General features: G+C 70.7%; 20 protein-coding genes. 17 read left to right on the top strand and 3 right to left on the bottom strand.

What is annotated here, in order from left to right; all coding sequences use genetic code 11:
• Positions 1-10: 10 nt before the first annotated feature.
• Complete coding sequence (locus ACFPQ9_RS38140; protein ID WP_380863617.1) at positions 11-1,345, bottom strand: helix-turn-helix domain-containing protein; 1,335 nt, start codon at positions 1,343-1,345, stop codon at positions 11-13.
• Positions 1,346-1,741: 396 nt separating this feature from the next.
• Positions 1,742-2,518, bottom strand: a complete 777-nt coding sequence (locus tag ACFPQ9_RS38145) for a GntR family transcriptional regulator (RefSeq protein ID WP_380863619.1) — start codon at positions 2,516-2,518, stop codon at positions 1,742-1,744.
• Positions 2,519-2,956: 438 nt separating this feature from the next.
• On the opposite strand from ACFPQ9_RS38145, the gene ACFPQ9_RS38150 reads away from it, so the two are divergent.
• From ACFPQ9_RS38150 to ACFPQ9_RS38170, 5 genes are read left to right on the top strand one after another with little or no spacing between them, the layout of a single operon-like run.
• Positions 2,957-3,994 (top strand): phytanoyl-CoA dioxygenase family protein, encoded by a 1,038-nt coding sequence (locus ACFPQ9_RS38150; protein WP_380863621.1) that lies wholly within the window; start codon positions 2,957-2,959, stop codon positions 3,992-3,994.
• Positions 3,991-5,322 (top strand): DUF6271 family protein, encoded by a 1,332-nt coding sequence (locus tag ACFPQ9_RS38155; protein WP_380863623.1) that lies wholly within the window; start codon positions 3,991-3,993, stop codon positions 5,320-5,322. Before ACFPQ9_RS38150 ends, ACFPQ9_RS38155 begins: the two co-directional genes overlap by 4 nt.
• A complete protein-coding gene (locus ACFPQ9_RS38160) occupies positions 5,319-6,512 on the top strand; it encodes a type III PLP-dependent enzyme (protein ID WP_380863625.1) in 1,194 nt (397 codons plus the stop codon). The genes ACFPQ9_RS38155 and ACFPQ9_RS38160 overlap by 4 nt, the downstream gene beginning before the upstream one ends.
• Positions 6,509-7,072: a GNAT family N-acetyltransferase gene (locus tag ACFPQ9_RS38165; protein WP_380863627.1), complete on the top strand. Its 564-nt coding sequence runs from the start codon at positions 6,509-6,511 to the stop codon at positions 7,070-7,072. The genes ACFPQ9_RS38160 and ACFPQ9_RS38165 overlap by 4 nt, the downstream gene beginning before the upstream one ends.
• Positions 7,057-8,277, top strand: coding sequence for an MFS transporter (locus ACFPQ9_RS38170; RefSeq protein WP_380863629.1), 1,221 nt, complete (start codon positions 7,057-7,059; stop codon positions 8,275-8,277). The genes ACFPQ9_RS38165 and ACFPQ9_RS38170 overlap by 16 nt, the downstream gene beginning before the upstream one ends.
• A gap of 55 nt (positions 8,278-8,332) precedes the next feature.
• Here ACFPQ9_RS38170 and ACFPQ9_RS38175 read toward each other — a convergent pair whose 3' ends face one another.
• Positions 8,333-9,094 carry an AfsR/SARP family transcriptional regulator gene (locus tag ACFPQ9_RS38175; RefSeq protein WP_380863631.1) on the bottom strand — a complete coding sequence of 254 codons (762 nt, stop codon included), beginning with the start codon at positions 9,092-9,094 and terminating at the stop codon, positions 8,333-8,335.
• Between the two features lie 254 nt (positions 9,095-9,348).
• Here ACFPQ9_RS38175 and ACFPQ9_RS38180 point away from each other — a divergent pair, with 254 nt between their 5' ends.
• From ACFPQ9_RS38180 to ACFPQ9_RS38235, 12 genes are read left to right on the top strand one after another with little or no spacing between them, the layout of a single operon-like run.
• The gene (locus ACFPQ9_RS38180; protein WP_380863633.1) at positions 9,349-9,930 is read left to right on the top strand and encodes a Pvc16 family protein; all 582 of its coding nucleotides are present in this window, start codon (positions 9,349-9,351) and stop codon (positions 9,928-9,930) included.
• A complete protein-coding gene (locus tag ACFPQ9_RS38185; protein WP_380863635.1) occupies positions 9,927-10,802 on the top strand; it encodes a hypothetical protein in 876 nt (291 codons plus the stop codon). The genes ACFPQ9_RS38180 and ACFPQ9_RS38185 overlap by 4 nt, the downstream gene beginning before the upstream one ends.
• Before the next feature lie 6 nt (positions 10,803-10,808).
• Positions 10,809-12,659 (top strand): phage tail sheath family protein, encoded by a 1,851-nt coding sequence (locus ACFPQ9_RS38190; protein WP_380863637.1) that lies wholly within the window; start codon positions 10,809-10,811, stop codon positions 12,657-12,659.
• Positions 12,660-12,686: 27 nt separating this feature from the next.
• Positions 12,687-13,145 (top strand): phage tail protein, encoded by a 459-nt coding sequence (locus ACFPQ9_RS38195; protein WP_380863639.1) that lies wholly within the window; start codon positions 12,687-12,689, stop codon positions 13,143-13,145.
• 1 nt (position 13,146) lies between these two features.
• Entirely contained in the window at positions 13,147-15,189 is a 2,043-nt protein-coding gene (locus tag ACFPQ9_RS38200; protein WP_380863641.1) for a hypothetical protein, read from the top strand.
• Complete coding sequence (locus tag ACFPQ9_RS38205) at positions 15,186-15,683, top strand: phage tail protein (protein ID WP_380863643.1); 498 nt, start codon at positions 15,186-15,188, stop codon at positions 15,681-15,683. The genes ACFPQ9_RS38200 and ACFPQ9_RS38205 overlap by 4 nt, the downstream gene beginning before the upstream one ends.
• Positions 15,680-16,837 carry a CIS tube protein gene (locus ACFPQ9_RS38210; protein ID WP_380863645.1) on the top strand — a complete coding sequence of 386 codons (1,158 nt, stop codon included), beginning with the start codon at positions 15,680-15,682 and terminating at the stop codon, positions 16,835-16,837. The genes ACFPQ9_RS38205 and ACFPQ9_RS38210 overlap by 4 nt, the downstream gene beginning before the upstream one ends.
• On the top strand, positions 16,834-17,022 hold the full coding sequence (locus tag ACFPQ9_RS38215; protein WP_380863647.1) for a hypothetical protein: 189 nt from the start codon (positions 16,834-16,836) through the stop codon (positions 17,020-17,022). Before ACFPQ9_RS38210 ends, ACFPQ9_RS38215 begins: the two co-directional genes overlap by 4 nt.
• Positions 17,015-18,106: a phage late control D family protein gene (locus ACFPQ9_RS38220; protein WP_380863649.1), complete on the top strand. Its 1,092-nt coding sequence runs from the start codon at positions 17,015-17,017 to the stop codon at positions 18,104-18,106. Before ACFPQ9_RS38215 ends, ACFPQ9_RS38220 begins: the two co-directional genes overlap by 8 nt.
• A complete protein-coding gene (locus tag ACFPQ9_RS38225) occupies positions 18,103-18,738 on the top strand; it encodes a phage baseplate assembly protein V (protein ID WP_380863651.1) in 636 nt (211 codons plus the stop codon). The genes ACFPQ9_RS38220 and ACFPQ9_RS38225 overlap by 4 nt, the downstream gene beginning before the upstream one ends.
• A gap of 7 nt (positions 18,739-18,745) precedes the next feature.
• Positions 18,746-20,422: a hypothetical protein gene (locus tag ACFPQ9_RS38230; protein ID WP_380863653.1), complete on the top strand. Its 1,677-nt coding sequence runs from the start codon at positions 18,746-18,748 to the stop codon at positions 20,420-20,422.
• Complete coding sequence (locus ACFPQ9_RS38235; RefSeq protein ID WP_380863655.1) at positions 20,419-20,835, top strand: GPW/gp25 family protein; 417 nt, start codon at positions 20,419-20,421, stop codon at positions 20,833-20,835. The genes ACFPQ9_RS38230 and ACFPQ9_RS38235 overlap by 4 nt, the downstream gene beginning before the upstream one ends.
• The last annotated feature ends 1 nt before the right edge of the window (position 20,836 follow it).

Consider the following 20,836-nt stretch of genomic DNA (forward strand, 5'->3'; position numbering starts at 1 on the left):
TGGGGTGGGCTCACGATTCCCTTCTGCCGCTGTCCACGGCCTGCCGGGGCAGCCAGATCCGGCCCGCCACGCGGTCCGGGTGCCAGGCGCCGACCGGGCCGTACGCCACGTACTGGCGCACTGCGTCGTGGAGCCGGTAGAGGAGCCGGCCGTCGGCGGCCGGTCCGACCGCGTGCACCATCTGACGGTCAATCAGTTCGTCGAGGAGGTCAGCCGCCAGTCCTCGCGACGGTGTCACGAGGGTCACCATGTCGTCGACACCGAAGTCGCCGTCCACCGTCCTCAACCGCTGTAACGCGGCCATGACCGGGGCGGGCAGCGAGCTGTAGTAGGCCGCCACACTGGCCTCCAGCGACAGATCGCCGATGTGCAGGAAGCGGAGCCGGTCCTGCTCGTTCGTCAGCCGGTCCGCCAGATCACGCAGTGACCGGTGCGGTCGTGCCGCCAGCCACAGCCCGGCGATGTGCAGGGCCAGGGGCAGCCCCCCGCAGAACCGCAGCACACTCGACGCGGCCGATCGCTCCGCGGCCGTGCGCGCGGGTCCGAGCAGGTCCTCCAGGACCTGGAGGGCGTCCCCGTCGCCGAGGACGCCGATGTGCCGGCGGAACTGGGCGGTGAGGGCGGGGAGTTCGCGGCGCGCGGCCACCAGTACGGCGCTGCGGGAGCCGTCCACCAGCAGTGGCCGTATCTGCGCCTCGCTGCCGGCGTTGTCCAGGACGACGAGGACGCGCCTCCTGCTCAGCGCGTCCCGCAGCCGGGCAGCCGCTTCCTCCGGATGGCCCGCCGCCGCCCCGGCACCGAGGGAGCGCAGTACGCGGGGGACGATCTCGTCCGGCGTCAGCGGCGTGGAGGACGCTCCCGGGTGGAGATCCACGAAGACCTGTCCGTCCGGGAACCGGTCGCGCACGCCGTGCGCCGCCTCGAGGACCAGCGCGGTCTTCCCCGCACCGGCAGGCCCGACGACGACCGCGGGCCGTCCGGTGTCGCCGTGCTCCGTGGCGGACAGATGCGCCCTGAGGGAGTCGACGTGAGTCGTCCGGCCGACGAGGTGGTGGCGGGGCGCGGCGGGGAGTTCGGCGGGGACGAGACCGGGTGGCGGCCGGTGCTGTTCGGCGCCCGGTCTGCGCATCAGCCGCCCGACCTCGTCCGGGGGCAGCCCGAGGGCCTTGGCGATCAGCAGCAGTGACTGCTTGCGGGGGCGGGAGGTGTGGCCGGTCTCGAGGTTGCGGATGGCCCGCACGCTCACCCCGGACCGTTCCGCGAGGTCCTCCTGGGTCAGGCAGGCCGCCTCACGTGCGGTGACCAGGGCGTCCGCGAGCGTCGTCGACATCGATGTCTGGGTCACGGGAGGCAGGCCTCCGTTCCCGGGGCGGTGGCCGGTGGGCGGCCGGCTATCCAGGGGCGGCCTGCCCCTTCCGGATTGTCGGCGGCTGGTGGTCGGTCGGCTTCGGCCGGCGTCGGGGCGGCTTCGGCCGGCGTCGGCGCGGCTTCGGTTCGGCTGGTGAGAACACCCTGTCGTGTCACGACTTTCCCAGGGTTGGCGGGGCGGGACTGGCCCTCAGGGGCTCGGCCGTGGGGGCCGGCCTGTGGTCCAGCGTTCTGCATGCGGTCACGGCCGCCGTACCGGGGCGGGCCGTGTCGGGGGCCGGGGTCGCGCGATCAGCGGGCGGCAGCGTGCAGGGTCGCCGTGAACGTGGGGGGCGCGAGGAACGAGGGAGAACGGTCGGGACCGGACGGGGACTCAGTCGGGCGTCCGGTCCGCCATGGGCATCAAGGTCACTACGAACTTGTAGCGCGAGCCGCGGTACACGGAGCGGACCCACTCCACCGGTCTGCCCTCGGTGTCGTGGGAGTGCCGGGACAGCAGCATCATCGGAAGGCCCACGTCCGTCGCGAGCAGCCTGGCCTCGTACGGGGTCGCGAGTGAGGTCTCGATGCCTTCCTCGGCCTCCGACAGGCGCACGCCGTACACCTCGGCGAGTGCCGTGTACAAAGATCTGTATCTGGCCAGCGACTCGCGCAGGTCGGGGAAGCGCCGTGCGGACAGGTGGGTGGTCTCGATGGCCATGGGCTCGCCACCGGCCAGCCGCAGCCGCTCGATGCGCACCACCCGCTCACCGACATCGATGTCGAGCAGGCGTGAGAGCTCCTTGTCGGCCTCGATGTGACGCATGTCCAGGACGCGCGAGGCGGGTTCGAGTCCCTGGGCCTGCATGTCCTCGGTGTGGGAGGTGAGTTGGAGGATGCGGTAGAGCTTCGGTCGTGCAATGAACGTGCCTTTTCCGTGGATCCGGTCCAGTCGGCCTTCGCCGACGAGTTCCTGGAGCGCCAGCCGGACGGTGGTGCGCGAGGTGTCGAGCTGGACGGCGAGTAATCGCTCGGCGGGCATGCGCGAACCCGGCGTCAGCGACTCCGCGATCTCGAGGACCCGCTGTTTCACGCGGTAGTACTTCGGCACCCGTGCGACGCCCCCGGGCAGTCCGGCGTCGTACGGGACGATGCTCACGTCGGTGGTCATAACCTGCCTTCCGGGCGCACTCGCAGGTGTTTCGTTATAGCCCCCAACTCGCCTTTGGTCTAGTCCAACTTGGGGGACGGCGTGTCGCGGGGCGGAAGCGGTTGCGCAACCTCCCGGGAGTGGCCGTGTCGACCTTCTGGGCCACCTCGGCGCTCCAAAAAGTCTAGACCAATCTCCTTGTTGAGCCACGGCGTTCAGCCCCGTCCGGCGTGGCGGCAGACCGCACCGTGCGTGCAACACAGGGTCTGCGGGCGACACTTGCGCGACCGTCCGTCGAGCGGCCGGCAACAGGCAACTCGCAGGCAGTTCGCGGCAACTTCGCCGGGTTGCGATTGACATCGCGAATTGGTCCAGTCCACTTTGAAGGAACCTCAGTTCGATCAGTGACGGCCTGGAGTTCCCCTCGGCCACTGAGGACTCGAGCCTTGGAGTGATCGCATGCCGACATCCGACCCCTACCTGTACCGCGCCCCGACCCGGCGCCCCTACTTCAGCGCCGACGGCGAGAGCTACCTCGCCCAGACGCCGCTGAGAGAGATGGAGATCGAGAAGTCACGGCCCCTGCGCGTGCTGTCGGAACAGGACTTCGCCTTCTGGCAGACGTACGGCTACGTCGTGGTGCGCAACGCCGTCTCGCCGGGCGCGGCAAAGAGCCTGTACGAGTTCGCCTGGGAGTTCCAGGGCCTTGACCCCGACCGGCCCGAAACCTGGTACGAGGAACGCGAGTTCCGCTCGGACCTCGACCGCGATCTGCACGTCTACGGCTTCGTCGAGGCGTACCACCACCAGCTGCTGTGGGACAACCGGCAGACGCAGCGGGTCTACGACGCCTTCGCCGACGTGTGGGGCTGCGAGGAGCTGTGGGTCACGCTCGACCGGCTGAACCTCAATCCGCCCAACCGCGGCAGCCGTTCGCGTTCCCTCATCGCGCCGACCGACGAGGGCTTCGACATCGAGCTGCACTGGGACGTCGACACCACGCTGGGCGTGCTGCCGCAGCGGGTGCAGGGCATCCTGGCACTCAACGACACCCAGCCCGAACTCGGCGGGTTCCAGTGCGCACCCGAGTTGTTCCGGCAGTTCGAACAGTGGCGGATCACGCAGCCGGCCGACCGGGATCCGATCAGGCCCGCGATCGACCGCACAGAGTTCCCTGTGGTGCGCCCCGACCTGCAGGCCGGTGACCTGCTGATCTTCAACGGACTGCTGGCCCATGGGGTCGCGCCCAACGTCTCCGAGCACGGGGTGCGTGCCGTGCAGTACCTGTCGATGATGCCGGCGCTGGAGGAGCACGGGGAACTGCGCCGCTCCCGCGTCGAGTCCTGGCGCACGCTCAGCACACCCGACTGGAACGGCACGCTGCTGGGGGACGCCGTACGGCACGAGTCGCTGCGCTACGGCCCCGCCACGCTCGACGGCCTCGGCAGGAAACTCCTGGGACTCGACTCCTGGAGCGAACGAGAGAGCGCCAAGTGAACCGACAGACCAGCACCGACCGGATCTGCCTGGCCCTGCCCACCAACAGGGCGTGCTCGGACGCCATCGTGGGCATCGGCCAGGAGGCCGCGTACGCGGCCCGCACCTTCGGCACCGAGGTGCACCTGCTCATCCTCGACTCCTGCGACGCGACCACGCGGGCCGAGCACGCCCGCGTCGTGGCCGGCCTGCCCGCCACCCGGAACGTGATCGTCCACCACCTCGACGAGGCACGCCAGCGGGACTTCCTGCGTCGCACGATCCAGCGCTCCGACGTCGCCGTGCCGCACCGCCTGCTCGGCCTGATGCTGCCGGCCGAACTCTCCTACGGCGCCTGCACCAACCGCGCCTTTCTGATCGCCAGTGCGCTCGGCTGCCGGTCCGTGCACCGCAGGGACTCGGACTGCACCTACCAGGTGCTGGACGGTGAACAGGTCTTCCCCATCCACCACGAGCTGTCCTCGCTCGGCAAGCCCGCCTCCGAGGCATCGGCCGCCGTGACCGAGACCGTCCTCGCCGCCGGCCACGGCCACCGGACGGTGTCCATGGTCGGGGCCTCCTTCATCGGCGAACCATCCGTGGACATCGCCGAGATCGAGCAGCTCGACGGGGGCGTCTACCACGACGTCGTCAGCCTGTGGGCGCCCGCCGACTGGTCCGACGAGCAGAAGGAACAGCTGGTCGAGGAGTCCTTCAAGGGCGCCGGAACCACCCCCTTCACCGCGGACCACGCCACCCTGACGCTGGTCGACCCCATGCGGGTCGACATGAGCAACATCGCCTTCGACCACGACGTGTACGAGCGGGTGCCGCTGCCACCGGCGACCGACACCATCGGCAGCGACTACTTCCTCATCCACCTCGTGCACGACGCAGCGCTGCCCGGCGTGCTGCACAACCGCCACATCGAGAACTTCTACACGCCCTTCCGGCGCACCGACGCGGGCTTTCGCGCCTACCAGATGCGGTTCGTGAAGTTCCTGCTGTCGATGCTCTACTTCAACGACGTCTACGAGCGGATGGGCGCGGCCGGTGCCGCACTGCTGGACGAGCGGGACCACGTCCGCGGCGACGTCATCTCCGGCTTCCTCCGCGACAGCGCCGCTCTGGACCGCACGGAGAACATCTGGCGCCTGGACCGGGTCAGCACCTCGTACCGCAAACTGGGCGGCCGCTACGCCACGTTCGCCGACCGGATGGACGCCCGCCGGGACCAACTGCTGGACGAGGCACGTCGGGACACGGAGGACTTCGCGCTCCTGATCGACGCCTGGCCCGCGCTGGTGCGCGCCGCCCGGGAGACCGGCCTCGGGAGTGCGGAGGCGTGAGCGTGGACCTGGGCACGCGACTGACCTCCGCCCTGGCCGACGCGGCATCGGACTGTGTCGTCTTCGATCTCACCGGGGTCGGGAACCAGTACGACCACCTCGTGCGGGAACTGCCCGGCGTCATCGTCCGGTTCGCGATGAAGGCGTGCCCGGTCGACGAGGTGCTGACCTGCCTCGCCGACCGGGGCGCCGGCTTCGACGCGGCGAGCCCCGCGGAGATCGAACAGGCGCTGCGGCTGGGCGTACCCGCGGACCGTATCCACTACGGCAACACCGTGAAGTCCGACGCGAGTATCGCCGAGGCGCACCGGCTCGGTGTGCGGACCTTCGCCACGGACAGCGTGCAGGACGTGGCGGCCGTCGCCACGCACGCCCCCGGCGCCCGCGTGTACTGCCGCCTCGCCACCAGCGGGGAAGGCGCCCTGTGGGGACTGAGCCGCAAGTTCGGCTGCTCCCAGGACGACGCCGTCGGTGTGCTGACCGCGGCCCGGGCCGCCGGACTGACTCCGGCGGGGCTCTCGGTACACGTCGGCTCGCAGCAGATGACGTACGAGGCATGGCGCCAGGCCGTCGACCAACTCGCCGACACCATGGTGGCGTTGCGCGAGAAGGGGATCGTGCTCGACCACGTCAACCTCGGCGGCGGACTGCCCGCGCTCGGCTACCTCGACCGGCACGGCCGCAGGCTGGAGCCGCCCCTGGACAAGATGTTCGCCGTTCTGCGCGAGGGCATGGACGAGCTGCGGCATCTCAACGCGGCGCCTCTCGACTTCGTCATGGAGCCCGGCCGCCATCTGGTCGCCGACCACGGCGCGATCCGAGCGCACGTCTACCGGCTCACCGAGCGGCGGCAGCCCGACGGCGAGCTCGTGCACTGGCTGTACCTGAGCTGCGGAAAGTTCAACGGCCTGTACGAGATGGACGAGCTCTGTCACCGGCTCGTCTTCCCCGGCCACTTCGACGGCGAGTACGTCGCCGCCGTCGTGGCCGGTCCGACGTGCGACAGCGACGACGCCTACGGGACCGCGCACCGGTTCGTGCCCAAGGCGCTGGCGTCCGGAGACCCGGTCTGGGTCCTGTCCGCCGGCGCCTACGCCACCAGCTACATGACACAGGGCTTCAACGGCTTCGGACCGCTTCCGCACAGGACGGTACATGACGGGATCGGGCGTGCGGGGGCGGCGGCGTGAGCGCGCGGACGCCCGGCCGCGACGAGCGCATCCGTCCCGTGCACGACGGTGACTGGCCGGGCATTGCCGCCCTGGAGGCGGCGGCCTACGCGGGCAGTTCCCTGACCGAGGGCCGGGCGGCGCTGGAGTCGAAGGGACGCGCTTCGCCCGACACCTGCTTCGTGCTGGACATCGACGGGCACGTGGCCGGATACCTGCTCTCGCTGCCGTACCCGATGTTCCGCTACCCGGCGCTGGCCCGCTCCGACGAGACGGCGTACGACTCGCGCAACCTTCACCTGCACGACATCGTCGTCGCACACGAGCAGCGGGGCAGAGGCTGGGGCGGCGGTCTGCTGGCCCGGCTGACGGCTGCCGCGCGACCGCGGTTCGAGCACATCTCGCTCGTCGCCGTCGACGGCATGGCCTCCTTCTGGGCCGCGCACGGCTACCGGGCCCACCCGCGGGTCCGGCTCCCGGAGAGCTACGGCGACAACGCCGTGTACATGTCTATCGCGGTGCCCGGCAGCGGTACCAGCGCTTCGAAGGAGGTGGCCCGGTTCCCGTGCCTCGTGTCCTAGACGACTTCAGACGTACGCAGTTGGCGATCGCGGCGCTGTTCTGTTTCCTCGGGTTCCAGTACGCCACCTGGATCTCCCGCATTCCCGCCCTCAAGACGCGGCTCGACCTGAGCGCCGGGGAGGTGGGCCTGCTGCTCATGGTCACCGGGGCGGGCGCGGCGGCTTCCTTCCCGCTCGTCACGTTTCTGATGAAGCGCCTCGGCGCGCGCCGCCTCGCCCTGCTGTCCGGGCTGGGCCTGGTGGCGATCCTTCTCGCGCTGTCCGTCGCTCCCAACTACCCCGTGACGCTGGTGATCCTCTGCGCGGACGGCGTGGCGGTCGGCTGCCTGAACGTGGCGATGAACGCACAGGGCGCCGCCCTCGAAGCGGCCCACGGACGTACGGCGATGACGCAGCTGCACGCCACCTTCAGCGCCGGTTCGTTCCTCGCCGCCCTGGTGTCGTCCGGCGTGACCGCGCTGACCTCCGGCATCGTCACCCACTTCGCCGCCGCGTCAGCCGTACTCCTGGTGCTCCTCGCCTGCGCGCGCCCACGCCTGCTCCCCTACGACGCCCCTGCGAACGAGCCGGCCGAGCAGGGGGAGGGCAAGCGCCGCCGCAGGATGGCCAGGCCGACACGCGTGATGCTCTGGCTCGGCTGCACCATGGTGTTCGCCGAGGTCGTCGAGGGCTCCATGAACGACTGGTCCGCGCTCTACCTCAAGGACGTCGCCGGCGCATCGGCGCAGGTCGCCCCGCTGGGCATCGCGGTCATCTCGGTCGTGATGGTCCTCGCGCGCCTCTTCGGTGACGGCTGGCGCAGCCGCTGGGGCGACGCCGTCGTCGTCCGCGTCGGCAGCGCCGTGGCCGGCATCGGACTGGCCCTGGCACTGTTGGCCGGAGGCGTGGTGCCCGCGCTCCTCGGCTTCGCGTGCGTGGGGCTGGGCGTGGCCGCCGTGACGCCGTGCCTCTACGTCGCCGCCGCGGCCGAAGGCCCAGAGGCCCTCTCCCTGGTCGCCGCCACGGGCACCACCGGCCTCCTCGTCGGCCCCGCGCTGATCGGCTTCGTCGCCGAAGTCAGCGACCTGACCTGGGGCATGGCGGTCGTGGCGGCCTCGGCCGTCATCGTCTCCCTGTGCACGACCCGCCTCCACTGGTCTGCCCCCACGAAGGCCTCGTCCGAAGCGAGCATGGAGACGGAGGCGGTCGAGAAGGGGGCCATGTGACCGTCTTACCGGGGCCGGCAGGGCTCCGCCAGTGCGCACTGGCGGAGTCTCCGCTTCAGCGATGCATGACATTCACGTTGACGCCTCGGGTCTGGGCCGCAACGGGGAGCAGGGAGGTGAGGAGGGTTGTGGGCTCGACTCCCAGTTCGACCTGCAGCAAGCGCGCATAGGTCCGGTACTGGCGTACCGCCTCCGAAAGGTTCCCTTCTTCGATGTGAGCCTCGATCAGCACGCGCTGCGCCGATTCCCGAAGCGGATCAGCCGCCACTGCGCGCAGCCCCGCCTCAATGGCGGATGCGTGCTCTCCGGCCTCGGTGAACCGCTGGCACAACTTCTCCAGCGCGTGGAGACGAAACTGCCGGTACCTCTCACGTTCGACCACCACCCACTCATCCAGGGAGTCGGGCAGGAGGTCGTGGCTCAGAAAGTCGAGGAGCCCGTCATGGACCTGCAGATCAGTGCCCAGCTGGCGGGTCCGGCGGACCGACTCATGCAGATCCACTTCCACCGACGGAGACAGCCGCAGATGTGAGTCGGCGCACGCGATCATGGCCGGCGCCGCCCGTCGCACCTGCCAGAGAGTGGTACGCAGCGCGGCACCCGATCTGTCGTCGGTGAGATCCGCCCACAACCGAGTGGCGACCGCCCAACGGTGTTGTGGCCTCTCCTTGACAGCGAGGAAGACCAGCAGACGCTGCGCGGTCACCGGCAGTCGCAGCCGTCGACCGTGATTGCTGAGTTCGAAGTTCGGCAGTAGGCGAAGACGGACGCCACGCGCCTCACCGGCGCGGGAGATCGTTTGCGGACTCTGCACCATTATCCCCCCTTTACTCACGCCCATGATGGCCGACCCCGGCAACCCATGCGCCGAATTCCCTCAAGTGGATGAGCGCACTTCGTCTCTTGACCGAAAGCCCCCACACAGCGCCGCTTCAGTCGTCTGACCAGTACGTTGTCACGCCGTCAGCACCTCGCCGACGCTTGCGAAGACACGGCTGTGACGCCGAGCGCTATGTCACCTGCCACGCGGAGTACAACGGCAACGAGACAGCGGAGGGGCACCCTGCGGCCATGGCGGGTTTCGGTGGTGTCAGCGCGGTCAGCAAGAGTCTCCAGCGTGTGCTCGACATGGCGTTCACGGGCAGGCAGCCGATCCCGGGCGCGACCACCAAGGCCGTTCTGGTCCGCACCCAGGACTTCGACCTGTCCCAGCACTCGCTCATCCAGCCTCCGGCCCTGTCCCTGCTGCTCTACCGGGTGGACTTCGACAAAACCATGCGTGCCAGCTGGTCCGCACGCGGAGCGGAGGAGGGTCGCTCCTATCTACCCCTCAACCTGCACTACCTGCTCACGGCCTGGGCGACCAACGCCGAGCACGAGCACCGCATCCTGGGCCGCACCCTTCAGATTCTGGAGAACGTCTCCGTGCTCTCGGGCCCACTGCTCGATCCCTCCGGACAGTGGCAGCCCGACGAGGGAGTGCAACTGGTGCTGGAGGACGTGTCCACCGACGACCTCATGCGTACCTTCGAGGCGCTGACAACGGACTTCCGGCTCTCCCTCCCCTACCTCGCGCGAGTCGTGGTCGTCGCGGGCCCGGACGACACACCTCCGACGGACACGCTCAGCGTCGTCACGGGGACACGGCTGTGAGCCGCCCGGCCACCGGCAGCCAGGGTCCGTTCCTCGCGGCAGCCCCACTTTCCCGTACCCACCGGCTTGCCCTCGGCCTCGAGGTGATCGACGCGCTGCGTGACGAGCCGGCCGACGTCCGTGTCGCGGTGGAGAACCAGCCCCCGCCCCACCGCGTGCCCGCTCTCACCAGCCTGGCCTCGACGGTGTTGTACGACCCGGGCATTCAGCTGCCGCACCTGCCACGCGGACGCCGAGCGGGCAGGTTCCGGCTGCTGTTCGACGAACGGACCGCACCGCCGGTACATCTCCGCGTCTACGACACCGCGCGCCGCTACGTGCCGCGCCGACTGGAGGTGCCGTTCGCACCGCTCGCCACCGTGCTGGCCGAGGAGAGATCGGGAGCACGGCCCGCGTCCAGGGCCCGGCGGATCGCCCTGTTCGCCGGCGCCGCGTACGGCCCCCAGGGCAACGCGACGGGACTGCGGGGGCGTGTGGAGGACGCAGACGGTGTGCCGGTGCGCTGGGCCCGGGTCACCGCACGGCACCCCCGCCAGGGCGACGTGCTCGGACGCGCACACGGAGACGACAGAGGTGAGTTCCTGCTGGTGCTCGGGGCCCCGCCGGAGTTGGCGACGCCCCGTGACTTCACCGTCCAGGTACTCCTCGACTTCGCAGCCACGACCCGGCCCGGCGGCTCCGCCGGAACGGACACGGATCCGCTGGCCGGTCTGCCGCTCGAACGTCTGCCCCCGACCGGGAGTCCGGACAGCGTCTCCGACGGCACCGGGCTGCCTCCCACGTACTCGGTCCGCGTCACGGTTGCCGCCTCGCTGCGGCTGGGCCGGCTCGTGAGTCCCGACGCCCCGTTCACTCTCCCCGAGCCCGAGTGAGGAATCATGCCCGAGTATCTGGCACCCGGTGTCTTCGTCGAAGAGGTCAGCTTCCGCGCGAAGTCCATCGAAGGGGTTCCGACGAGCACCACCGGTTTCGTCGGCGTGACCCGCTACGGACCGGTGTGGTACCCGGGCGGGCCCACCTCGACCGAACCGCGTCTCGTCACCAGCTTCGTCGAGTTCGAACGCATCTACGGCAAGCTGGAGCCGCTGGCCGACGGGCAGCCGGTCTATGTGGCCCACGCGGCCCGAGCGTTCTTCCTCAACGGCGGCCAGCGGCTGTACGTATCCCGTGTCTACGCCCCCAAGGACGGCACCGGTGTGGCCGGACGTGACGTGGTCGTCCACAACGCGGACGGAAGTACGGCGACCGTGCGGTGGCAGGCCCGCTGGCCCGGGGCCATGGGCAACGTCCGCGTCGAAGTGCGCCCGGTCCGGAGCCGCAATGTGGCCATGCCGGCTCCGGTCGGCCACCCGGCAACGCTGCGCGCCAACCTGGCCCGCCAAGGCGCCCTCGTCGAGGTGGTGCCGGCCGGGGCCGGCCAACCGGACCGGAAGACCCCTCTGCAGGCCGACAGTCTGCGCACCGTCGAGATCGACACAGCCGGCCGGCAGGCCTTCGTCGGGCAGGACGGGACGAAGGACACGCTCACCGCGACAGACCTGCTCTTCCTCATCGAGTTCGAGGTGGTCGTCCTGGTCGGCCCGGACCGCACCGATCGGATCGGCGGCCTCGGCTGCCATCCCGCCCATCGCCGGTGGATCGGCAAGATCCTGCACAAGGACGACCCGGAGGACGACTCCAGCGTGATCTGCCTCGACGCGCAGGATGTGAACAACCCGGTCGGCCTGGCTGTGGCACTGACGAACGGCAAGGACTCCAACGGCGTCGTCCGTGGGCTGTTCGAGCTCGAGAACGGCACGGACGGGCAGACGCCGAAAGGCAGTGAACTCCTGGGCAGAGAGGCGGACATCGACAGGGCCGACATGAAGGCCACCGGCCTGGAGGCGCTGGGTGACATCGACGACATCGCGATCGTCGCGCTGCCCGACGCCGCCTCGCTGGGTACGGAGCAGCACAAGGCCGCGGTCGACGCGTTGATCGCCCATGTGGAACAGCCCGGCGCCTACCGCATCGCGATCGTGGACGGGCCGTCCAACGCGTCCCTGAACGAAATCCGTGCCTTCCGCGGCCAGTTCGACTCGCACCGCGCTGCCCTGTACCACCCGTGGATCGAGACGCTCGACCCGAACGAGAGCCCCGAACAAGGGGCGCCACCGGCCAAGTTGCTCCTTCCGCCCTCGGGCTTCGTCGCAGGGGTGTACGCCCGGTCGGACATCTCGCGCGGTGTGCACAAGGCCCCCGCGAACGAAGTGGTGTACGGACTGACCCGGTTCGAGGCCAACATCAACACGCGTCGGCAACAGGTGCTCAACCCGGAGGGAATCAACGCGCTGCGCTTCTTCACCGGACGCGGCAACCGGGTCTGGGGGGCACGCACGCTCAGCAGCGACCCGGAGTGGAAGTACGTCAACGTTCGGCGGTTCTTCATCTTCCTCGAGCACTCCATCGACAAGGCCACGCAATGGGCGGTGTTCGAACCGAACAGTCCCGACCTGTGGCAGAAGGTGGTACGCACCGTCGAGGACTTTCTCGACCTGCAGTGGCGCAACGGCGCCCTGCTGGGCGCGACCCGCGCTCAGGCGTACTTCGTGCGGTGCGACCGCACCACCATGACGCAGAACGACCTCGACAACGGCCGGTTGATCTGCCTGATCGGGATCGCTCCGGTCCGGCCTGCCGAATTCGTCATCTTCCGCATCGGTCAGTGGACGGCCGACGCCCGGTCCTGACCGGCGCGACGCTGAAAGGAGCCCGTGGTGGTCACACGCAGCAATCCGTACGGAGCGTTCAATTTTCAGGTCGAGTTCGATGCACCGCCCACCGGCGGCGATCCCATCACGGCCGGCTTCTCCGATGTCTCCGGGCTGGGAAACGAGATCAACTTCTCGGACTACCGGGAGGGCATCGACCCCGACAACGTCGTACGAAAAGTTCCCAACACCAACAAGACGGACGAGGTCACGCTCAAGCGTGGTCTCATCGGCTCGACCGAGGTCTTCGCCTGGTTCAAGGAGGTGCGCGACGGCGTCTACGCCCCGCGCCGGGTGACCATCACCGTTCTCGACGAGGCACGAACCAAGGTGCTCGCCCTCCAACTGCGCAACGCCCAGCCGAAGAAGTGGGTCGGCCCCACGCTCGCGGCCAAGGGAGGCGGCGAGGTCGCGATGGAGGAGCTGCACCTGGTCCACGAAGGCATCGAGTACGTGAGCCTGTGAGATGACGCCACCCGCTCCCACCGAGCTCTTCGGTCCGCAGTCGGCGGCACTCGGTCCGCCCGGGGTGTACCTCGCCCCGGACGTGACCGCCGTGCCGCGGCCCGGCGTGCGGATGGACGTCTGCGCCTTCGTGGGTGTGGCGCCCCGCGGTCCCGCCTGGGAAGGGGTGGACGACCACGCCCTGGCCGATCCACTTCTGTTCGAGGGCCGGGCACGTTCGTCGGCCGTGCCCGTCGAGGACTGGGCCGAGTACGAGGAACTGTTCGGCGGATACGACGGTCCGGGTCTGCTCCCTCACGCGGTCGCCGCCTTCTTCGCCCAAGGCGGCCGTCGGGCGTACGTCGTCCGTGTCGTACCCCGCAGTCCGGCTCCGGACCTGACGAGTCCCGAGCCGCCGGCGCGCGCCGTGCTGAAGTTCGCCGACCGGGTACGGGACGACGCCGGCGGTCGGCTGCGGCTCCAGGCCCGCAACGAGGGCACGTGGGGCAACCTTCTCACCGCGACGCTGCGGTTCCGTACGACGCCGCTGCCGGTTCCCGAACTGGAGGGGCGGATGCTGGTGCTCGCCCCCGGCGCGAGCGTGCCAGTGGGCACACTGCTGCGGCTGCGCTCGTCGGATGGTGCGGACGAACTGCGGGTGGTCACCGGCCTCACCCGGCGACACGCACGGCACGGCGGCGGCTGGGAGCGGCTGGCGGCCCTGGACGCACCGGTGACCGGCCCGCTGGAACGCGCCGAGGAGGTCACCGGTGACCTGGACGTGATCGACGGCGATCCCGCACGCACCCGCGCCGAACGGTTCACCGGGCTCGGGCTAACGGCCGAACACCCGCGGTGGCTGGGAGCAGTGCTCTCGGCCGACTCACGGCTCGTCGAACCGGTGGGGGTTCCGCGAGCCGCACTGCCGGCGGACGCTCGGCTCGCTCCCGCCGAAGCCGAGCTCGCCGGGCACGGCAGCGACCGGTACCACCTCATCGGCGCGGAGGACTTCTTCGGCGCCGACGCCTCGGACCCGCAGGCTCCGCCGGCCGGCCTGGACGCCCTGCGTGACCTGCCCGACTGCGCGAGCGTCGTCGTACCCGATCTGTACACACCGGCCGAACGGCCTGCGACCGTGGATGTGAGCGTGCCGGTCACGTTCGCGGGCGCTGCTTTCGCCCCGTGTGTGCCGCCCCCCGGCACCCGGCGACCGACCCCGCAACCGCGTACGGAGCTGCCCGGACTACGGCTGGATCCCGCACTCCGTGCGGACCGGGCGGAGATCGTCGCCCGGCAGCGCCGCGTGGTGGCGTTCGCCGAGCGGGAGGGCATGGTGGCGCTGCTTGACGTACCGCCCGGACTGAGCGCGAAGGGCGTGCTTGACTGGCGCGCGGCCTTCGACTCCTCCTGCGCGGCCGCCTACCACGGCTGGCTGCGCGTGCCCGACCCCGTGGCGGACCGGCTCGTCACCGTGCCGCCCGCGCCGTACGCGGCGGGCGTGATCGCGGCGGTGGAGCGCACCCGGGGGCTGCCGTTCGGTCCGGCACAAGTGGTGCTCACCGATGTGGTCGACGTGGCGGAGGGCCCGGGTCGCAGGGGTGGGACGGAAGGGCAGGCCCTGCGCGCGCTGCACCAGGCCGGCATCAACGTGTGCGTCCTGGGCCGGGACGGGGTGCGCATCACCGCGGCGCGGACCCTCGCCCGTGACCCGGCCTGGAGTCAGCTCACCGCGCGGCGTGTGGTGAGCCATCTGGAGCGCACGCTGCACCAGCAGTTGGCCTGGGTCGTGTTCGAACCGAACGGCGCCCTGCTGCGTGACCGGCTGCGACTCGCGGTGGAGAACATGCTGCTCGACCTGTTCACCGCCGGGGCGTTCGCCGGTGGCGGCCCCTCCGACTCTTTCTTCGTCCGAGTGCCCGCCGTGGGCACTCCCGCCGGACCCGCGTCCGCGGAAGCCGATCTGATCTGCGAGATCGGAGTGGCGCCCAGCACCCCCTTGGAATTCCTCCTCGTCAGGCTGCTGCGCACGGACGACGGCATGCTGCGAACGGAAGGTGGCCCATGACCGACGGCGGACACCTCGCCACCACATACCGGTTCCGAGTGACGTTCAGCCTCACCGGTTCGGACGATCCGGACCCCGGCGCACCCACGCAGTTGGGCACCGGCGGCTTCCAGGAGTGCATGGGGCTGGAGTCCGAGATGGAGGTGAGCGAGTACCCCGAGGGCGGCCGGAACGACGGGGTGATCCAGCGTGTCGGCCGGATGAAGGTGGCCAAGCTGGTCCTCAAGCGCGGGATGGTCGTCGACGGCACCGGCAAGGTCGTACCGGAACTGTGGACGTGGATCGCCGAGGTGACTTCGGGAGTCCGCCCCGTGCGGCGCTACGACGGACTGGTCCAACTGCTGGACGCGGGGCAGCAGTCCGTGGCCGTGTGGTCGTTCCGCCGCGCGCTGCCCGCCAAGGTGGTGGGCCCGCAGCTCAACGCTCGCACGGGTGAGGTGGCCATCGAGGAACTCACCCTCGCCCACGAGGGCCTGCGGATGGTGACCCCGTGACCGCACCACTGGCGAAGGCCACCCTGCAGGAGGTCGGCACGCGTCCGCCCGCCAAGCCGCGCAAGCCGGTCACCGTCCAGTTCAACCCGACCTCGCTGCGCCTGCAGATGGCCAACAACGTCGACATGAAGAAGGCGTTCGGGAAGCGGCCGGTCGTCCAGTACGACGGCACCTCCTCGTCCACGCTCTCGTTCGATCTGATCTACGACACCAGCGATGTGGGCACCACGCAGAAGCCGGTCGACGTACGGATGCATACCAAGGAGGTCGAGCGGTTCCTGCTCCCGGCCAAGGGCACGAAGTCGGTGCCGCCCCTGGTGCGGTTCTGCTACGGGACGTTCCAGCTGGTCGGCGTGATGAGCGCGCTCAACGAGGACTACGACCTGTTCTCCGCGAACGGGGTGCCGCTGCGCGCCAAATTGGCCGTGACGATCAAAGAGCAACTGCCGGAGTACGAGGCGGGACGGGTGGGTCCGGCGTCCAACACCGGTGCCGGCGCCCGCGACGGTCAGGGTCTGCTCCCCCCGGGAGGGGTGACTCCGTCGGGCCAGGACCGCACCGGGAGTGTGGTGGCGGGCGAGAGCGCCCCTGAGTTCGCCGGCCGGATGGGACTCGATCCGGCGAGCTGGAAGGACCTCGATCTGGGGGGCCAGGATCCGCTCAGCCTCTCCGCGGGCGCGACCGTCGACTTCTCGGCGTCGCTCTCGGCCGGGCCCGGCCTGGCCGCCGGGATCACCGCCGGGGTCACGGTGGGAACGACGGCCGGGGACCCGTCGGCCGGTCGCCGGGAGCCGGATCCACGGGCGGTGACGTCGGCGGGCGGCCTGCAGAACACGCTCACCCAGCAGGCGGCCGTGCGCGCCGCCGCCGCGGCCGACGCGCAGCGCGCCGGGTTCGGCGCACCGGAGGCGGCCCGGACTCAGGCCGCGGTGCCCCGCGAGGCCGACCGGCGTGAGCTGACCTTCGGCACCGGAGTACCACTCAAGTCACAGGTGCGGCCCTCCGCAACCGGCTCCGGCGACGTGCCGGTCACCGCCGACCCGACCGTCCCTCCGTGGCTCGCTCTCGGCGTCCCGCGAGCCACGGCGAAGCGGCCCGCGCGAGGGTGCGCGTGTCATGCCGGTGGATGCCGCTGCATCGGAGGACCGACATGACCCTGCGCATCGGAGAGATCAGCAACGAGGTGGCGGTGGACGGCCCCGTTCCGGCCGCGGACCGGGCGTCCGGGCACCCGGGGATCCGCCGGCCCGACTGGGTCGAGCGGGACCGGTTCCGTCAACGGGCCGAGGCCTGTGCCCGGGACGCCGCCCGCACCGCCGAGGAGGCACGGCATGGCTGAGGGACTCACCGCCTGCGATCCCGTCTTCACCGTCGCCGGCCGACGGGTGCCGGACCTCGCCCGCGACTGCCTGGCGCTGACCGTCGAGGAGTCCACCGCGGGGCTGCGTACCCTCACCGCGCAGTTCCTCGCCGTCGCACCACGTCGACGGCCGAACGACGACGTGGTGGAGTATCTGGACGGCCGGACCCTGTCGTTCGGCAGCGAGCTCGCCGCGTCCCTGGGTGCGCCCGGTGATGAACACGTGGTCTTCGCCGGGTCCGTGTCGGCACTGGAGGTCACCTTCGACGAGGGCGACACCCCGTACGTCACGGTGTTCGCCGAGGACGCCCTGATGTCCCTGCGGATGACCCGGCGGTCGCGAACCTACCGCCAAGTGGGCGACGCCGACCTGGCACGGCGGATCGCCGCCGACCACGGGCTGACCGCCGAAGCCGACGCGCCCGGGCCGACCTATCCGCTCGTCCATCAGGTCAACGAGTCCGACCTGGCGTTCCTGCGCAAGCGCGCGGAGCTGATCGGGGCCGAGGTGTGGGCGACGGGCCGGACCCTGCACTTCGCCACCCGGGACCGGCGCCCCGGGCCCCGGCTTCGGCTGGCACAGGGCCGAGAGCTGCTGACCGTCACCGTTCGCGCCGATCTCGCCCATCAGCGCAGTGCGGTGCGGGTCTCCGGCTACGACGCACGCGGCCGGGACGCGATCACATCGCAAGCCGACCAGGCGGTCGTCACCGCGGAGGTCACCGGCGGGCGGATCGGCCCGGAGGTTCTGCTGAGAGCCGTGGGGCCGAGGGCGGACCAACGCACCCGCATGGTCCCGCTGGCCGAGGCCGAGGGTCTCGCCTGGGCCCGTGCCGGGATGCAGTCGCGGGCCCGACGCTTCGTCACCGCGATCGCGACGAGCTGCGGCACTCCCGAGCTGACGGTCGGCAGCAGGCTCACGCTGAGCGGGGTCGGCGGGCCGTTCGACGGCGACGGCTACTACACGACGCGGGTGCGTCACGCGTTCCGGCGCGGCGCCGGAGGGCTGCGCAGCCATTTCGAAGCGGAACGACCGACCGTCAACGCGGAGGGCAGCCGGTGAACGACGGGTTGTACGGACTGTATCCGGGGCTGGTGACGGACATCGTCGACCCCGAACGGCTCGGCCGGGTGGAGGTGCGGCTGCCTTCGCTCTCGTCGAGCACCGACGAACTGCGGGTCAGGGCGACCTTGCTCACCCCGTACGCCGATGACGACCAGGGTTTCGTCGCCTACCCGGCGGTCGGCACGCAGGTGGTGGTCGGCTTCGAGGCGGGCGACGCCGGCCGCGCCTATGTCGTGGGCTCCTGCTGGAACGGCAAGGAGACGGCGCCGGTCGAGGCCACCCGTCCGAACAACAAGCGGATGCTGAAGTCACGGGCCGGCAGCGTGCTGGAGTTCGACGACACCGAGGGGGCGCCGAGGCTCACGGTGCGGACGGAGTCCGGGCACACACTGGTGCTGGACGGTGGGTCCCGGGAGGTGCGGCTGACCCATGGCGACGGATTCGGTGTCACCCTCACAGCGGCCGGCCAGGTTCGGATCACTTCGAACGCGCCGGTGGACATCACGGCGCCCACGGTGAACGTGCACGCCGCGACCGCCACATTCGACGGCGCGGTCGTCTGTTCCACCCTGCACACGACAGCGGTCGTGTCCCCGTCGTACACGCCCGGTGCCGGGAACGTGTGGTGAGCCGCCGATGACGACGCACCTTCCCCCGCCGCACGACTGGCTGCTCACCGCGCCTTGGTGGCACTGGCCCCGCCAGGAGGTCCGGCCGGAGCAGAGCCGGCCCGCGCTGCAGAAGTACGCGACGCCCGGCCTGGTCGACGAGTTCCTCACCGATCCCCAGCGCCGCCTCGTCTTCGACGAGACCGCGGACCGAGGTCCGGGGCCGTCGCCGGCCGCGCGTTTCGTCCCCACGGTGGGCACGCCCTTGCGCAAGCTGTATCTCGCCACCCACCACCGTCACTACTTGGTCGCGGTCGAACTGCACTGCGACCGGCCGGGGTTGCCCAGCCCGCGCCGTGACGACGTGTGCGAAGCCGGCTTCGTGGTCCGGCGCCGCCGAGCCTCGGTACCGGCCGCGGCGAGTACGGAAGCGCGGACGATGCTGCGCGACCTGGCGCTGGCCCGCTCCCGGCTCGCCACGGTGGAGAAGCGGCTGGCCCAGGCTGTGCGGGCACGCCGGGGTGGCCTTTCCCGCGCCCATGTCCTGACCGAGCAGCAGGCCGCCGCTCAGCAGAAGGTGACCGCGCTGCAGAGCACGCTGCACGAGTGGGCCGAAGCAGTGGGAGTCGATCGCGATCTGCAGGGATGGCGGCCGCTTTCGGTCGACGCCCGAGGAGACATCGTCCCGCTGCCGGAACGGCCGTGCCCGGGACTGCGGCCGCTGCCCGGACTGGGACGGTGGGAGGAAGTCGGCGAACTGCCGTCGGAGCTCACCGAGGCGGTGTTCCCCCTCCATCCGCTGGTGCCGGACCCGGCGGACACCGGACACGACGCGACCGGACGGACCCTGTACTTCGGTGTCGTGCCCACCGGCACGCTCGACCTCGAACTGCTCTCCACGGCGGACGGACCGGCCTTACCGTCCGCCGAACCGCGTGCCGACCGGGCGCCCCGCTTCGACGACGCCTCGGTCTATGAGATCCGCTGCTTCGTGCGCAGGCACGATCCCGCCTGCCCGCGCAGACACGGGGAACGGGACTGTCATGGCCGGCTGACCTGGAGCGAACCGAGCGAACCCTTCCGACTGGCCGGGCAGTTGGACCCGCGCGGCACCGCGCACCGACCGGTGACGGTTCGGCTGCCGAACGAGCAGGAGTTGCGGGCCGCGGCGGGCCTGGGCGCCGCCGGCGGCATCAGGATCGGCACACCGCCGGACGTGCGTTTCGACAGGGCCCCGGGCCAGGGCTACCAGATCTGTTCCTTCTCGATCCCGCTGATCACCATCGTCGCCTCGTTCGTGCTACGGCTGTTTCTGCCGATCGTCGTATTCGTCCTGCAGCTGTGGTTTCTGCTCGCGCTCAGGATCTGTCTTCCGCCGAGCTTGTCCGTCGACGCGGCCCTCCAGGCCGAACTCGCCGCCAAACCGCCGGACTTCGAGGCCGATGCTGCCTTCGACGCCTCCATCAAGGGACGGGTCGACCCTGTCTTCGCGGCCTTCGCCACGGAGGTCGCGGCCGCGGCCGAAGGCGCGGGGCTCGACCCGCCCGACACGAATTCCTTCACCGGCGGTCTCAAGGGCCAGCCGCCGCCCGATCGGTTCCGTACGGCCCGTTCCGTGATCGGCGGCGTCCACTCTCTCGCCGCTCCCAAGGACGACCTGCGGTACGAGGCGCGCGTCGAACGGGCGGAGGTGTTCGCCGTATGAACAGGTTCCACGACGACCGGTTCGGCCGCGGCTGGGCGCTGCCCCTCGCGCCGTCGGGTCCCCGCGGAGCACTCGTCTTCACCGGCGGTGCGGAACTGGTGCGGCAGGCGATCCGCGTCATTCTCGTGACCGAGCCCGGTGAACGCCTCATGCGCCCCGATTTCGGCTGCGGACTGCGCCAGTTCCTGACGCTCCCCAACACCCCCGGCACCCGGGCGGCGATCGGCCGCGCAGTGGAGGAGTCGCTGGCGGCCTGGGAGCCGCGCATCACCGTACGCGCCGTGGATGTCCGGCCCGGCGACGACCCGTCACTGGCGGTCGTCACCGTGTCGTACACCTATGTCCGCGACGGAAGCACCGACGATCTACGGCTCGCCGTGCCGGTCGGCACGGCCCGGACAACGGGGGTGTGAC

It is taken from the genome of Streptomyces coerulescens, assembly GCF_042657965.1.
Classification (GTDB): domain Bacteria; phylum Actinomycetota; class Actinomycetes; order Streptomycetales; family Streptomycetaceae; genus Streptomyces; species Streptomyces coerulescens.

What these genes read in the sequence shown, in the direction of transcription:
- ACFPQ9_RS38200 (WP_380863641.1), top strand. Translation starts at nt 13,147, where the DNA reads ATGACGCCACCCGCTCCCACCGAGCTCTTCGGTCCGCAGTCGGCGGCA.
- ACFPQ9_RS38145 (WP_380863619.1), bottom strand. Translation starts at nt 2,518, where the DNA reads ATGACCACCGACGTGAGCATCGTCCCGTACGACGCCGGACTGCCCGGG.
- ACFPQ9_RS38175 (WP_380863631.1), bottom strand. Translation starts at nt 9,094, where the DNA reads ATGGTGCAGAGTCCGCAAACGATCTCCCGCGCCGGTGAGGCGCGTGGC.
- ACFPQ9_RS38180 (WP_380863633.1), top strand. Translation starts at nt 9,349, where the DNA reads ATGGCGGGTTTCGGTGGTGTCAGCGCGGTCAGCAAGAGTCTCCAGCGT.
- ACFPQ9_RS38190 (WP_380863637.1), top strand. Translation starts at nt 10,809, where the DNA reads ATGCCCGAGTATCTGGCACCCGGTGTCTTCGTCGAAGAGGTCAGCTTC.
- ACFPQ9_RS38205 (WP_380863643.1), top strand. Translation starts at nt 15,186, where the DNA reads ATGACCGACGGCGGACACCTCGCCACCACATACCGGTTCCGAGTGACG.
- ACFPQ9_RS38230 (WP_380863653.1), top strand. Translation starts at nt 18,746, where the DNA reads ATGACGACGCACCTTCCCCCGCCGCACGACTGGCTGCTCACCGCGCCT.
- ACFPQ9_RS38150 (WP_380863621.1), top strand. Translation starts at nt 2,957, where the DNA reads ATGCCGACATCCGACCCCTACCTGTACCGCGCCCCGACCCGGCGCCCC.
- ACFPQ9_RS38235 (WP_380863655.1), top strand. Translation starts at nt 20,419, where the DNA reads ATGAACAGGTTCCACGACGACCGGTTCGGCCGCGGCTGGGCGCTGCCC.
- ACFPQ9_RS38215 (WP_380863647.1), top strand. Translation starts at nt 16,834, where the DNA reads ATGACCCTGCGCATCGGAGAGATCAGCAACGAGGTGGCGGTGGACGGC.
- ACFPQ9_RS38220 (WP_380863649.1), top strand. Translation starts at nt 17,015, where the DNA reads ATGGCTGAGGGACTCACCGCCTGCGATCCCGTCTTCACCGTCGCCGGC.